This window comes from Neobacillus citreus (assembly GCF_018343545.2).
Classification (GTDB): Bacteria; Bacillota; Bacilli; order Bacillales; family Cytobacillaceae; genus Neobacillus; species Neobacillus citreus.
On record NZ_JAGYPE020000003.1, the window covers coordinates 1 to 13,263 of the forward strand.

At 40.7% G+C, this 13,263-nt stretch carries 14 protein-coding genes and 1 riboswitch; all 14 genes read left to right on the forward strand.

All coding sequences use genetic code 11. The annotated features are described in order from the left end of the window. The first annotated feature begins 420 nt into the window (after nucleotides 1-420). The 14 genes from KHB02_RS02700 to KHB02_RS02765 all read left to right on the forward strand — a co-directional run bounded on the left by KHB02_RS02700 (nucleotide 421) and on the right by KHB02_RS02765 (nucleotide 13,070). Nucleotides 421-681 carry a hypothetical protein gene (locus KHB02_RS02700; RefSeq protein ID WP_213145862.1) on the forward strand — a complete coding sequence of 87 codons (261 nt, stop codon included), beginning with the start codon at nucleotides 421-423 and terminating at the stop codon, nucleotides 679-681. A gap of 276 nt (nucleotides 682-957) precedes the next feature. Further along, nucleotides 958-1,147, forward strand: a riboswitch (cobalamin riboswitch). 168 nt (nucleotides 1,148-1,315) lie between these two features. Then, nucleotides 1,316-2,296: an ABC transporter substrate-binding protein gene (locus tag KHB02_RS02705; protein WP_213145863.1), complete on the forward strand. Its 981-nt coding sequence runs from the start codon at nucleotides 1,316-1,318 to the stop codon at nucleotides 2,294-2,296. After that, nucleotides 2,293-3,333: a FecCD family ABC transporter permease gene (locus KHB02_RS02710; RefSeq protein WP_213145864.1), complete on the forward strand. Its 1,041-nt coding sequence runs from the start codon at nucleotides 2,293-2,295 to the stop codon at nucleotides 3,331-3,333. The genes KHB02_RS02705 and KHB02_RS02710 overlap by 4 nt, the downstream gene beginning before the upstream one ends. Nucleotides 3,334-3,336: 3 nt before the next feature. Further along, nucleotides 3,337-4,194 carry a heme ABC transporter ATP-binding protein gene (locus KHB02_RS02715; RefSeq protein WP_213145865.1) on the forward strand — a complete coding sequence of 286 codons (858 nt, stop codon included), beginning with the start codon at nucleotides 3,337-3,339 and terminating at the stop codon, nucleotides 4,192-4,194. Continuing rightward, complete coding sequence (locus KHB02_RS02720) at nucleotides 4,181-5,569, forward strand: cobyrinic acid a,c-diamide synthase CobB (protein WP_213145866.1); 1,389 nt, start codon at nucleotides 4,181-4,183, stop codon at nucleotides 5,567-5,569. The genes KHB02_RS02715 and KHB02_RS02720 overlap by 14 nt, the downstream gene beginning before the upstream one ends. Continuing rightward, entirely contained in the window at nucleotides 5,566-6,606 is a 1,041-nt protein-coding gene (cobT, locus tag KHB02_RS02725) for a nicotinate-nucleotide--dimethylbenzimidazole phosphoribosyltransferase (RefSeq protein ID WP_213145867.1), read from the forward strand. The genes KHB02_RS02720 and cobT overlap by 4 nt, the downstream gene beginning before the upstream one ends. 33 nt (nucleotides 6,607-6,639) lie before the next feature. Then, a complete protein-coding gene (gene cobO, locus KHB02_RS02730; protein WP_213145868.1) occupies nucleotides 6,640-7,191 on the forward strand; it encodes a cob(I)yrinic acid a,c-diamide adenosyltransferase in 552 nt (183 codons plus the stop codon). Between the two features lie 33 nt (nucleotides 7,192-7,224). Then, nucleotides 7,225-8,733: a cobyric acid synthase gene (locus tag KHB02_RS02735; protein ID WP_213145869.1), complete on the forward strand. Its 1,509-nt coding sequence runs from the start codon at nucleotides 7,225-7,227 to the stop codon at nucleotides 8,731-8,733. Next, on the forward strand, nucleotides 8,730-9,704 hold the full coding sequence (cbiB, locus tag KHB02_RS02740) for an adenosylcobinamide-phosphate synthase CbiB (RefSeq protein ID WP_241113684.1): 975 nt from the start codon (nucleotides 8,730-8,732) through the stop codon (nucleotides 9,702-9,704). The genes KHB02_RS02735 and cbiB overlap by 4 nt, the downstream gene beginning before the upstream one ends. Before the next feature lie 13 nt (nucleotides 9,705-9,717). Further along, the gene (cobD, locus tag KHB02_RS02745; RefSeq protein WP_241113685.1) at nucleotides 9,718-10,806 is read left to right on the forward strand and encodes a threonine-phosphate decarboxylase CobD; all 1,089 of its coding nucleotides are present in this window, start codon (nucleotides 9,718-9,720) and stop codon (nucleotides 10,804-10,806) included. Next, the gene (locus KHB02_RS02750) at nucleotides 10,803-11,351 is read left to right on the forward strand and encodes a bifunctional adenosylcobinamide kinase/adenosylcobinamide-phosphate guanylyltransferase (RefSeq protein ID WP_213145870.1); all 549 of its coding nucleotides are present in this window, start codon (nucleotides 10,803-10,805) and stop codon (nucleotides 11,349-11,351) included. Before cobD ends, KHB02_RS02750 begins: the two co-directional genes overlap by 4 nt. After that, nucleotides 11,351-12,109, forward strand: coding sequence for an adenosylcobinamide-GDP ribazoletransferase (gene cobS, locus KHB02_RS02755; RefSeq protein ID WP_213145871.1), 759 nt, complete (start codon nucleotides 11,351-11,353; stop codon nucleotides 12,107-12,109). The genes KHB02_RS02750 and cobS overlap by 1 nt, the downstream gene beginning before the upstream one ends. Further along, nucleotides 12,079-12,687, forward strand: a complete 609-nt coding sequence (locus KHB02_RS02760; protein ID WP_213145872.1) for a histidine phosphatase family protein — start codon at nucleotides 12,079-12,081, stop codon at nucleotides 12,685-12,687. Before cobS ends, KHB02_RS02760 begins: the two co-directional genes overlap by 31 nt. Beyond that, on the forward strand, nucleotides 12,642-13,070 hold the full coding sequence (locus tag KHB02_RS02765) for a bifunctional adenosylcobinamide kinase/adenosylcobinamide-phosphate guanylyltransferase (RefSeq protein WP_213145873.1): 429 nt from the start codon (nucleotides 12,642-12,644) through the stop codon (nucleotides 13,068-13,070). Before KHB02_RS02760 ends, KHB02_RS02765 begins: the two co-directional genes overlap by 46 nt. Nucleotides 13,071-13,263: the final 193 nt, after the last annotated feature.

A 13,263-nucleotide genomic window follows, 5' to 3' on the forward strand; every position in this document is an offset into this window, starting at 1 on the left:
TTCATAACACCCGAACGGTTTGAAAAGCAAGAGCCTCGGTTGTTATAAAAAGCTCATAACGCCTGAATGGAGAGGAATGATAGAGCCCCGGTCGTTATGAAAGACTATGACCACAACTCTTGAGAAAATCAGCGGTCTGGTCGCATAGTAGCAAAAACAACAATATTTTCGAAAACAGCAAAATAAAAAAAGCTCCTGGTCGTGAATAAATACAAATATCTAGATTTCCAGGTAATTTTCTCCTCAAAACACAAGGTCTTGGTTGAGTCAATGATCAAGCTGCACGAGCGAGTAATAAGCAGATAGTAAACTTAATATGTCATTACTTACTTACCAAACAGTTTCGCTCCACTTCTGTAAATATATTTCTTCTCCTTGGACAAACTTATTTTGTCGGATTTAATGAAGGAGGAATGAAATATGGTAAACGATATCAAACAGGAAATGGAACGTATTTGGGCTGAAACGTGTGGTTCATGGGAAAACTGTACGGAGCAAAACATCCAGTCTTTCTTAGAACAATGTAGTGAAAAGAGCATAGACCCACAATATTGTATGAGTTGGGTAGAGCAACATCGCAACAAAATTCCAAATTGGTCAGCTGTTTCGAAGGTATCTCTTGATTGGGTAAATGACCATACTTCCACCGGTTCGCCGATTAACGGACAGGAAGCTCGATAACAAGGGATTGTGGAATTAACCCACAACATACTGAGTGTATCTTTCAGAAAAAAATAATAAAAATATAAAAGCAAGTGGAGAAAAGCAATCTGTTTTTCTCCACTTGCTTTATTTAGAATAGTAAAATCTAATCAGATTTGTGAAGTTACACCTACTGTCCTACCGGGAATTTAGTTCAAGAAAGAACACATTAAGAACCTTGATCCCTAAACCAAATATTTGCTTATCATGAAGTATTTGCTATAATACTAGTTGAGTAATTTGCTTGACCAATTGAATCTGACATAGCTAGTAGGTGCCTTATCATTGGATAAGGTTAAAAGGGAAGCCGGTGTGAATCCGGCGCGGTCCCGCCACTGTTATTCGGGGATAACCTCGCAGTACCACTGTTCCAGCTAAGGAATGGGAAGGAGAGGAAGTCATGTTACCCGTAAGCCAGGAAACCTGCCTATTAAGCTTGCCAACGAAATCCTTCGCGGAAAAGGATCGGCATAATCAGTATAAATTTGTTTTTTTTTCTGATTTTCGCGCGCCCTGTTTCCGAATGGAAGCAGGGCTTTTTTCGTTGTTATGGGAAAGACTTCAAGATATCAAGCTCATCTCGAACTATAAACGAAGGGAAGAGAATGGAGCAATGAAAAAGTTTTTGGCATTAATTTTGACTGTAGTAATGATGGTGACGATCAGCGCATGTGGGACAACAAAAGAATCTTCAGGTGCAGATAAAAACCGAAAATTCGAAACAGCAACTAAGGAGGTAACAGACAAAGCAACCGTTTACCCTCTTACAGTGAAGGATGCAACGGGTGCTGAATTAACTTTTGATAAGGCGCCGGAACGTATTGTATCTACCTCTCCATCGGAGACAGAAATTCTTTTTGCTTTAGGACTGGGCGATAAAATTTTCGGTGTGTCAGATTATGATGACTACCCTAAAGAAGCAGCGGCAAAGCCAAAAGTAGGCGGGGTGACAAAGCCAAATGAGGAAGCCATTATGGCGGCTAATCCGGATTTAGTGATCGGTGGCATTTCAATGAAGGATGATATTGCCGAGAAATTTCGTGGTCTAGACCTTAAGGTATATAAAACTGAGCCGAAAAAGCTGGAGGATATTTTAAATAATATTATCCAAATAGGTATCATTACAGATACTCAGGAAAAAGCAGAAGAACTCGTGGCACAAATGAAGGAAGATATTCGCACAGTAACAGAAGCTGCTGCAACAATTAAGGAAGAAGATAAGAAAAAAGTATATATTGAATTTTCTCCAGGCTGGACGGTTGGCAAGGGTGAGTTTATGGATGAACTGATTACGATGGCTGGAGGCGTTAATATTGCCTCAGATATGAAAGGCTGGAATGCCATCAATGAAGAGAAGATCATACAGGATAACCCGGATGTCATCCTGTATTCCGCTAATGTTGTTGATGATAAGTCTGGCAAACCGCTAGAGGAATTAATTAAATCTAGAAGCGGCTGGGATAAGATTACAGCCATTCAAGAAGGTCACCTGACGGGGATCGAAGGAAATATTATGTCCAGACCTGGACCAAGAATAACCGATGCACTGAAGCAAATTGCTGAAGCGATTTATCCGGAATCGTTTCAGAAATGAAAAGAAGATTAGCAATATGGGGGGGAGCGGGTTTCGTTCTCCTTCTTTTCTCAGGGGTCATTAGTTTATCGCTTGGTTCTGCTAATCTGCCGCTTTCGCAAGTTTGGGGAATTCTCTTACACCAGTTGCCTTTTTTACATAGCCTCATAGATTCCAACTGGCCTGAATCAGCTGAGCAAATCATCTTAAAAGTTCGTTTGCCACGGGTTTTTCTTGCCATTCTTGTTGGAGCCTGCTTATCACTTGCTGGTGCTGGCTTTCAAGGAGTATTACGCAACCCGTTGGCAGATCCGTATACATTAGGGGTAGCATCTGGGGCAGCGGTAGGAGCGGCTTTCCTAATTTTATTCGGGTTTCATACTATTTTATTTGGTATTTGGACCATACCACTGGTTGCATTTGTGACAGGGATGATTAGTTTGCTTGTTGTACTCCGCCTAGCAAATGTACATGGCAAGTTTAAACTAGAAACAATCATTTTATCTGGGGTTGTCGTTTCTGCTTTTCTTGGGTCACTTGTTTCGTTTATGGTCTCATTGTCCGATCAGGTGGTGAATGAAATCGTCTTTTGGCTGATGGGGAGTTTAGCCTTAAGAGGTTGGTCCTTTACCTTTGTGCTCATGCCTTATTTAGCAATTGGAATAGTGGTGTTGCTGTCATATGGACGTACATTAAATTTATTTGCATTAGGAGAGCGGCAGGCAGCACATTTGGGTGTCAATATTAAACGTACACGGCTCGTTGTGTTGGTCGTTTCCACTCTAATCACCTCTGCCGCAGTGTCAATCGTAGGAACGATTGGTTTTGTCGGACTTGTCGTTCCACACTTAGTGCGGCTTATAGTTGGGCCGGATTACCGATTATTACTGCCATTGTCCGTGATTTTCGGTGCCATATATGTCCTTTGGGCAGATACGATTGCCCGTACATTACTTAGCCCAACGGAAATTCCGCTCGGGGTTGTGACCGCATTTCTTGGTGCTCCATTCTTTGCGTACTTGCTTCGTCGAAACAAGCAAATGACAGGGGGAAGTTGATGGATGTTTATTGAAGTGGAAAGCTTAAGTAAACGGTTTGACAGTCAGTCGGTGCTTGATGAAATTAGCTTTTCTATTAAACGTGGAGAATGCTTGGGGATCATTGGACCGAACGGAAGCGGCAAGTCTACATTGCTAAAGCTATTGTCGGGAGTGGACCGTGCGACGGCTGGAAGAATTGAATTAAATGGGAAACGGATTGAACTTTATACCCGCAAGGAACTAGCCAAATGGTTGGCAGTATTGCAGCAGGAATCTCTACCTCCAATAGGATTTACAGTAAGAGAGGTTATCGAAATGGGGAGGTTTCCTTTTCAAAATTGGCTCGGAGAAGAAAAAACAGAGACTGGACCACTTATCGAATCCATTATCGAGAAAATGGGGTTATCTGAGTTAAGTGATCGCCTGCTCGAAAGCTTAAGCGGGGGGGAGCGGCAGCGAGTGGCACTTGGAAAGACGATGGCACAGCAGCCAAAGCTGTTGATGCTTGATGAACCTACCACCTATCTCGATATTGGTCATCAAGTACTTTTGATGGATCGGATTCGAGAATGGCAGCAAGAAGATGATATGACCGTAATCGCGGTTCTGCATGATTTAAATCTAGCTGCACTGTATTGTGATCGGTTGCTATTGTTACATAATGGGAGATTAGTAGCGGCTGGAGCTCCAAAGCATATCATTCGAGCAGATTTGATTCAACAAATCTACGGTACTACACCAATTGTAATGGAACACCCCGTTTATGGAGTACCACAAATCATCCTTCAAGGGGAAAGTATGGCGGAGCGTATAATTCCTATGAAGAGAGGTAAAGCAGGAATCAGCAGAAAGTGGAGGAATAGCTATGTCCATCAATAGAATTGTAGTTGCAGGTACGGGAAGCGGTGTTGGAAAAACAACACTGACAATTGGTTTAATGGCAGCGTTAATAAAGCGCGGTCTAACGGTTCAAGGCTTTAAATGCGGCCCTGACTATATTGACCCTTCTTATCATACAGCTGTCACCAATCGAGTTTCTCGTAATTTAGACAGTTGGATGCTTACACATGATAGAGTTTTGGATATTTTCACACATGGAAGTCGTGATGCTGATATTTCGATTATAGAAGGAGTGATGGGATTTTTTGATGGGAAAAGTCCGGAAACGAATGAAGGCAGTACGGCAGAGATCAGTATATTAACCAAAAGCCCGGTACTGCTCGTTGTCAATTGTGAAAGTATGGCCCGAAGTGCAGCAGCGATCGTGAAGGGGTTTCAAATGTTTGCAGAAGGGCCCAATATTGCAGCCGTAATTGCCAACAAAGTCGGGAGCGAAGGTCATTTTCAGCTTGTCAAAAAAGCGATTGAACAGGAATGCCATGTTCCAGTTATCGGCTATTTGAAACGAGAGCTAGACATTGAAATCCCGGAAAGACATCTTGGCCTTATTCCTTCCATTGAACGAGGAGAACTAGCTCCTTTTTTCGATCAATTAGGAGACTTGGTTTTAGAGACGATTGATATGGACATGCTGCTTGAATTAGCTGTAGCTGAGCCGCTACCTGTAAGTGAAAAATCCTCCATGTTTGAACAGAAGAAAGAAAAGATCATGAAAATGGCCGTTGCAAAGGATGCAGCCTTTAATTTCTATTATCCTGAGAATCTAGAACTGTTGGAAGCGAATGGTGTAGAGATTGTTTATTTTTCTCCCTTGGCTAATGAAGAAATACCAAAAGATGTTGATGGCCTTTATATCGGAGGAGGCTTCCCGGAGGAATTCGCTCATGTGCTGGAAGGTAATGTAAAAACAAAGGATTCTATCAAGAATTCAATTGAAGCTGGATTACCTACACTTGCTGAATGTGGCGGGTTCATGTATTTGACCGAGTCCATTGAAACGACGGAAAAGAAGAAGTATCAAATGATTGGGGTAATCCCAGGCAAGGTACAAATGAAAACATCTTTAGCAGCTTTGGGGTACAGGGAGATTAGTGGTCTGAATGACAATTATATTCTTAAACATCAAAAAGCAAGAGGACATGAATTTCATTATTCCTCCTTTTTGCCTAACGAAGAGGATCTTCCACATGCCTATGAAACGAAAGGGATGCGGGGGGTAAGCAAGGAAGGATATCTACAACACAATTTAGTAGCTGGCTACACCCATTTTCACTTTGGCTCCAATCCAGCGCTGGTTGAGAATTGGATTGAAAAATGTATGGAATTTAAAGCTAGTAAGGGGAGAAGAGGATGAAGCAACATTTCGAATTGATTCCAAAAGTTAACAAGGAAATGGGAAGACAGGTTAGTGAGTATATTAATACGTTGACAAAGCCAATCGGAAGCCTTGGGAGGCTGGAGGAATTGGCGATAGAGCTAGCAGAAATGAAAAATGAAGCATTTCCAAGTGTAACACCGCCTGGAGTCCTCGTTTTTGCAGCGGATCATGGAATTACCGACGAAGGTGTTTCTGCCTATCCTAAAGCTGTGACAGAGCAAATGGTTCGGAATTTTTTAAACGGTGGTGCAGCGATCAATGTCTTTAGCAGGCAAATAGGTGCCTTACTTGAGGTAATTGACATTGGAGTAGCAAACGATATTGAACATGAGAGTCTCATAAATAAAAAGATTCGATATGGTACTGGCAATTTTTATCGTGAGGATGCGATGAGCCGAGAAGAAGCTGAACAAGCGATTGAAGTAGGCTATCAGCAAGGCTTACAAATCATCAAAAAAGGGGCACAGTGTCTCATACTCGGCGAGATGGGGATTGGAAATACGTCTTCAAGTAGTGCCATCTTAGCTGTTCTAAGCAATAGAGATATGTCTTTACTAGTAGGTAAAGGGACTGGAATTTCAGATGAAACATTAGTACATAAAGCCGAAATTATTAAACAGGCACTTGAAAGAAGGAACCCAAATCCAAATGATCCGATCGATATCGTTGCTAAAGTGGGGGGACTAGAGATAGCCGGAATAGCAGGTGCAATGCTTGCAGCGGCGAGCAAAAGAGCACCGATTCTTGTAGATGGATTTATTTGCACCGTTGCAGCTTTAATTGCAAAATCAATCTCTCCTGGTGTTGATGACTATATGATTGTCACGCATCAATCGATTGAACCTGGTCATCAAATCGCCCTTTCGCTATTAGGGAAGAAGCCCATTATCGATTTAGGACTAAGACTTGGGGAAGGAACAGGAGCAGCCATTTCACATTCGATTATCCAATCTTCTACCTTAATGCTAAAAGAAATGGCAACCTTTCACTCGGCAGGAATTTCAAAAGAATGACGAATGAAAACATCATAAAAATAGGAGGCACACATGGAACAAGTTAACAAAAAGAAACAAGGCTTAATACTTGTGTACACAGGTCACGGTAAAGGAAAAACGACAGCAGCTTTAGGTTTAACAGTACGAGCAGTTGGTAGAGGGTTAAAAGTAAAAATCTATCAATTTATTAAATCACCAGAGCGTTCGTACGGGGAACAAATTGCCTTAAGTAAACTTGGGGTTGAGATGGAACAGCTAGGAAGAGGATTCACGTGGACAAAAACCCCTGAGGAGCACAGAGAAGCGTTAAGGACAGGTTGGGCAAAGGCAAAGGAAACAGTAATGAGCGGAGAATATGATTTAGTGATTTTAGATGAAATAAACAATGCGTTAGCCATTGACACCTTTGCTATTGAAGATGTTTTACCACTAAATGAAGTAATTGATCTAATCCAAAATAAACCGTCCCATGTTCATCTCGTTTTGACAGGAAGAGATGCCAAGCAGGAAATTAGAGATATCGCTGATCTAGTTTCTGTTATTGAAGTGGAAAAGCATTACTACGATGAGGGCATACCAGCTGTAAAAGGAATTGAATTTTAAGGGGCAAATCCCAAAATGAAGGAGTGAATGCTTATGGGGAAAGCTGTTCCTTTAATGATTCAAGGTACTCATTCTGATGCCGGCAAAAGTGCGCTTGTTACTGCTTTATGCCGGATATTTGTTCAGGATGGCTTTAAAACAGCCCCTTATAAATCACAGAATATGGCTTTAAATTCTTATATTACCTTTGATGGGAAAGAAATCGGTCGTGCACAAGGTGTGCAAGCAGAAGCAGCTGGTATTCTTGCAACAACGGATATGAATCCGATTTTGATTAAACCAAGCAGTAACTGCGAATCGCAAATTGTCGTTCATGGAAAGCCATTTAAAAATATGAAGGCAGGAGAGTACCGCCAGGACTTTTTTCAACAAGGCTTAGCATTAATTCGAGATTCATATGAGAAATTGTCTGTTTGTTATGACCGAATTGTTATCGAGGGAGCAGGTAGTCCAGCTGAGATTAATTTAAATGATCGGGAGCTCGTCAATATGCGGGTTGCCCAAATCGCTAACGCACCCGTGATTATAGTTGGAGATATTGAAAAGGGTGGAGTATTTGCCAGTTTAGTAGGAACCTTGCAGCTGCTAGAACCGGAAGATCGAAATAGAGTAATTGGTGTCATCATCAATAAATTCAGAGGTGATGTAGCATTACTACAGCCGGGATTATCCTGGTTTGAAGAATATACTGGCGTTCCGATTTTAGGTGTTGTTCCCTATATCGATAACCTGCTAATTGAAGCAGAGGATTCAGTTGTGTTAAACAACTATTCCTCTAAACTCGATGCTGCAAAGGAAATTGATATTGCGGTTATACGGCATCCAATGATATCTAATTTTACTGATATCGATCCTTTTTTTGAGGAAAAGGATTGTCATGTTCGCTTTGTAAAAGCTGTAGAAGACTTAGGAGAACCGGATTTACTGATTTTACCTGGGAGTAAAAATACCATTGAGGATATGATGGTTTTACACAGCACAGGACTAGCCAATCGGATATTGGATTTAGCACAAAAGGATACAATGATCGTTGGCATTTGTGGCGGGTACCAAATGTTAGGGAATCGCATCGAGGATCAATACGAAGTTGAATCATCACATAAAAGTGTAGAAGGACTAGGGCTCCTTCCGATGCAAACCTCCATAACCACACATAAGACAACTGTTCATTCTGATGGAATGGCCAGTTTTGGCGGGGAAAGCATTCCAGTCGCAGGTTATGAGATTCATATGGGTGAATCGTACTTTGAAGAAGAATGTAACCATTTTGTTCAGTTAGCTGACAGAAGGGAAGGAACGATAACGAAAGACAAACAAATCATCGGGACGTACTTTCATGGTATTTTCCATAATGATCGATTCCGTGAGGTTTTTCTAAATGAGATAAGGTTAAAGAAAGGCTTAGAGCCGATCAAGAACCGAGCCTCTTTTTCCAAAAAAAGAGAAGAAGGATTCGATGTATTAGCCAAGGTTGTGAGAGAAAATATCCAGTTAGACCGAATTAATAAGCTCATAACGGACTTTCAAAAGGAATCGAAATGATGGTAATGGTCTATGAGCCAACAATTATATTCTGCACGATTTTATTTGCAGCGATTGTATTAGATTTGTTGATTGGTGATCCTCGGTGGCTGCCGCATCCTGTTGTCCTAATGGGAAAATTCATCACATTTTTAGAAAAGAGCTGGAATAGAGGAGAAGGCAGAGTCTGGAAAGGGATTTTCCTTACCGCAACTGTTGTTCTACTCGTTTTTTTCCTTACCTTTTTTATCGTCTTAGTTGCCTATCAAATACATCCATTTGTTGGTGTTTTTGCACAGATCTATCTTATTTCCACTACGATTGCGATAAAAGGTCTTTCGTCTGCTGCAAAAGAAGTCCTAGTTCCTTTAGTGAATGGGAATTTAGTAGAAGCAAGATTAAAGCTTAGTATGATCGTAGGTCGTGATACGGAAAGCTTGCCGGAGAGTGAAATTGTTAGAGGAACTGTTGAGACTGTTGCCGAGAATACGGTCGATGGCATAACAGCGCCATTATTTTGGGCAATCATTGGAGGAGCACCACTTGCGATGGTGTACCGTGCAATCAATACGTTAGATTCTATGGTTGGACATAAAGATGAGCGATTCATGCAATTTGGATGGGCATCAGCCAAGCTTGACGATCTAGTAAACTGGATTCCCGCGAGGCTAACAGCCCTTTCGATGTGGCTTTCAGCTTTTTTTATAAAAGGATCTAAAAAGAGCAATGGATGGAGCATAACGTGGAGGGATGCAAGAAAACACCCCAGTCCAAATAGTGGCTGGTCAGAGGCAATGGCAGCGGGGTTAATCGGAATTCAGCTAGGTGGAATCAATTACTATCGGGGAAAAAAGTCAGTTCGTGCACAAATGGGAGATCCTTTAAGGAATTTGGTGCGCTCCGATATCGAACAAGCGATTCGAATTATGCATGGAGGATGGATTGTATTTTTTCTGATAGTTGTAGGCTTACTCCTGTCAGTCAGATCGTGAAAATGAGGTGAAAATGATGAAATGGCCAAATCATGGCGGACAACCTGAAACAATAAAAAAACTCTTCCATATTGAAGGAGATAAAGCATTACTCGATTTTAGCGCAAACTTAAACCCTTTTGGACCTCCTTCCTGGCTGCAGGAGGCATTACAAGAACATTATAAGACGATCACACGTTATCCAGAGCCAACTTATTCAAAAAGCAGCGCTTCGGTAGCAGCACATGAAGGGATAGACCAAGACAAGGTCCTATTAACAAATGGGGGAGCAGAGGCGATTTTTTTAGTAGCAAAATTTTTCGAAAAAGGGAAAGCACTCATTGCTCACCCTACCTTCCTGGAATATGAACGAGCCTGTCATCATTACCATATTGATGTGGAAGATATTTTAGTAGGTCATGAAAGTGGATTTACATTACCAGTCGAATTGATACGACAAAAGTTTTTCGAAAAAGATGTTATGTTTCTTTGCCGCCCTAATAACCCAACTGGGACGGTAATAGCGGAAGAAGATTTGAAGCTATTATTGGAAGTAGGGGGAAAAACTGGTACATATGTAGTAGTGGATGAAGCCTTTGTCGATTTTCTGCCGACTTCCATTCCTACACTTACACCATGGTTATCGTCTTACCCCAATTTAATATTATTACGTTCTTTAACAAAAATGTATACCATCCCTGGGCTGAGAATCGGATTTATAATGGCTCATCCAACTATCATAAATGTATTGAAAAACGAACAAATTCCTTGGAGTATTAACTCTTTAGTAGATGCGTTAATTCCGAGATTACTTGAAGACCGTAGTTTTGTTAACAAAACAAGAGTATGGTTGCATGAGGAATCTCGAAATGTGTTTAAGAGATTAACTTCATTAGGATTTTACTTTTCCCCATCACAAGTAAACTTTTATCTTTTGCGAGATAAGGAACAGCCGCAACGAACCGGTGAGCTTTATTCCTTTTTATTAGAGCACGGAATACTTACGCGGCACACTCACAACTTTAAAGGACTAAATGGTGATTTCTTACGAATTGCCATACGTTCAAACTTTGAAAATGAACAGTTATTAGCTGTGCTTCAAAAGTGGAGAAATGAGTCATGATCCTCTTTATTTCAGGTGGTGCCAGGTCGGGAAAAAGTCATTTAGCAGAGCAAACGGCTCTTTCGTTTTTTCATAAAATGAAGGAGGAAAATCAAAGGGGTTCTCTTTATTACATAGCGACAGCGAAAAAAAGTGATGATGAAATGGAGGAAAGGATTCGATTTCATAAGCAAGATCGAGGGAAGGAGTGGCAAACGGTTGAAGAGTCCTTTCACCTTGAACCGATTCTGTCGCAATTTAAAAATGGTGATGTTATTTTAATAGACTGTTTGACCATATGGTTAAGTAATGTCATGTTCGAGCTTGAACATAGAATGGAAATGATAGAAAACAGTGTGAATCGCTGGTTATGTCTTGCACGTGAAAAGCAATTTCACCTTATAATTGTTTCGAATGATGTGAATGAGGGGATTCCTTCCACTGATGAAGCTGTACAAAGATATATGTATACCTTACAGCGTCTCCATCAAACGATTGTGCAGCAATCAGACATTGCCGCTCAGGTCCAGGCGGGGATTCCTATGTATTGGAAGGGAGAAATTTGATGAAGCAAATGTTCTTTGGATTTATACTTGCGGTTCAATTTCTATCACGAATTCCTCTTTCCATTGAATGTCCATGGACCAAACAGACAAGTAGATGGGCATTAAGGAGTTATCCGCTTGTCGGTGCAGTGCTGGGGTCTATAATCACGATCATTTTGTGTATGTTTCAGTCTTATCTTCCAATCCCTATCATGACATTGCTCATCGTTTCTTTATGGGTATATCTTACGGGAGGATTACACTTAGATGGGTGGATGGATGTAGCAGATGCAGTAGGTTCAAATGCTCCCCTAGAGAGAAAATGGGAGATTATGAAAGACCCACATGTAGGAAGCTTTGGTATCATTTCACTGCTTTTTTTACTAGCATGGAAAATATTATTGATTTATTCGTTGATTGAATCTGGTTTCTTCCTATATTCATTTCTTTTTATCATGGCGTTTTCTCGTTTAGGAGCCGCTGTTTTAATGGTTTTTCTACCTACCGCTAAACAACATGGCTTAGCATGGGAGTGGAAGAAAAACGTAAATAGGCTTGATTGTTTGTATGCAGCAATCCCTGTATGTGTACTATTATTCTTCTTTCGTGACTTTCTATATTTACTTCCAGCATACATCGTATTTATTGGCTTATTTGGAGCATGGATCAAACATACCTTTAAAGGGACGAATGGAGATTTATTAGGTACAGCGATTGAAGGAGGCGAATTATGGGGACTTGTGATCACATGGATGTATATTTCGTTCGTCATGGGATAACAAATTGGAATAAGGAGAAAAGGTATTTAGGCCATTCTGATATCGGATTAATAAGAAGCGAACTATCTCAGTTAAATAATCTACAGAAAGTGTTATCGAGATTAAACTTTGACCATGTATTTACGAGTGATTTACTACGTTGTCAGGAGACCTTAGCATATTTAAGCATTCCGTCACAGGTTTCAATAGATTGTAGATTAAGAGAAATTAATTTTGGAGACTGGGAAGGAAAGACGTATGACGAGCTAAAGAATCAGATAGCTTATCGGAACTGGCTGGAGAATTGGGAGGTCTATTCGATACCGAATGGAGAGTCAGCTGAAACATTCAAATCTAGAATTGATTTCTTTTTTTATGAGTTATTTCAGCAAGCGATGGAAACTAGCCCTGCGAAAATACTTGTGATGACCCATGGAGGTGTCATCCGCTACCTTGTTTCAAAATATGTGTCCTCCAGGTCTTTTTGGGATCTAACCATTTCACATGGACAGGGTATTCGATTAACTTTTGAGCAGCAGAAGGGGGAATGGGTATGCAGCTCGTTATTGGCGGTGCCTTTTCAGGAAAAAGAAAAATAGTAAAATCAAATAATGGACCATGCAGCTGGGTATCTGCTTATGTGGGAGATAGTGTGGGAGATTGGGAGGCAAAATGGGAGAATGGTTCAACGTTAGTAATGGAGGGCTGGGAAAAATGGATTGCGTCTGAGCTTCAGAATGGTGAAAACAATGACGAGATTCGAAGGGGATTTAGAACAATATTAAAGACCCTCCTTAAGGAGGAGGAAAATAGAAAGAACAAAATAGTCCTGATTATGTTAGAGGTTGGAAAGGGAATTGTTCCTTTGCAAAAGGATGAAAGAAGACTAAGGGATCTAACTGGGTGGATTGCACAGGATGCAGCAAGTGTTTCAGATGAAGTGATTTTTGTATGGAACGGATTAGCGAAGAGAGTCAAATAGTTATACGCTGAGATCCTATCAAGCTGGAGCGATACTTTTCTTGGGCTGCACGAGCAAAATAAGCTGCTTATTTTTACCAGTGCGTTACTTTTCTCGTGCTCACGGGTAGAATGAGTTCTTCATTTGTTCAAATTTAAAAATAAAAATTCAGAAAATATATTGACGAGATAATAAATATTACTTATTATAATAT

Excerpts from the sequence above, each read along its gene's own strand:
- KHB02_RS02715 (WP_213145865.1), top strand. The coding sequence starts at position 3,337 with ATGTTTATTGAAGTGGAAAGCTTAAGTAAACGGTTTGACAGTCAGTCG.
- KHB02_RS02760 (WP_213145872.1), top strand. The coding sequence starts at position 12,079 with ATGGATGTATATTTCGTTCGTCATGGGATAACAAATTGGAATAAGGAG.
- cobS (WP_213145871.1), top strand. The coding sequence starts at position 11,351 with ATGAAGCAAATGTTCTTTGGATTTATACTTGCGGTTCAATTTCTATCA.
- KHB02_RS02710 (WP_213145864.1), top strand. The coding sequence starts at position 2,293 with ATGAAAAGAAGATTAGCAATATGGGGGGGAGCGGGTTTCGTTCTCCTT.
- KHB02_RS02705 (WP_213145863.1), top strand. The coding sequence starts at position 1,316 with ATGAAAAAGTTTTTGGCATTAATTTTGACTGTAGTAATGATGGTGACG.
- KHB02_RS02765 (WP_213145873.1), top strand. The coding sequence starts at position 12,642 with ATGCAGCTCGTTATTGGCGGTGCCTTTTCAGGAAAAAGAAAAATAGTA.
- cobO (WP_213145868.1), top strand. The coding sequence starts at position 6,640 with ATGGAACAAGTTAACAAAAAGAAACAAGGCTTAATACTTGTGTACACA.
- KHB02_RS02720 (WP_213145866.1), top strand. The coding sequence starts at position 4,181 with ATGTCCATCAATAGAATTGTAGTTGCAGGTACGGGAAGCGGTGTTGGA.
- KHB02_RS02750 (WP_213145870.1), top strand. The coding sequence starts at position 10,803 with ATGATCCTCTTTATTTCAGGTGGTGCCAGGTCGGGAAAAAGTCATTTA.
- cobT (WP_213145867.1), top strand. The coding sequence starts at position 5,566 with ATGAAGCAACATTTCGAATTGATTCCAAAAGTTAACAAGGAAATGGGA.
- cobD (WP_241113685.1), top strand. The coding sequence starts at position 9,718 with ATGATGAAATGGCCAAATCATGGCGGACAACCTGAAACAATAAAAAAA.
- cbiB (WP_241113684.1), top strand. The coding sequence starts at position 8,730 with ATGATGGTAATGGTCTATGAGCCAACAATTATATTCTGCACGATTTTA.
- KHB02_RS02700 (WP_213145862.1), top strand. The coding sequence starts at position 421 with ATGGTAAACGATATCAAACAGGAAATGGAACGTATTTGGGCTGAAACG.
- KHB02_RS02735 (WP_213145869.1), top strand. The coding sequence starts at position 7,225 with ATGGGGAAAGCTGTTCCTTTAATGATTCAAGGTACTCATTCTGATGCC.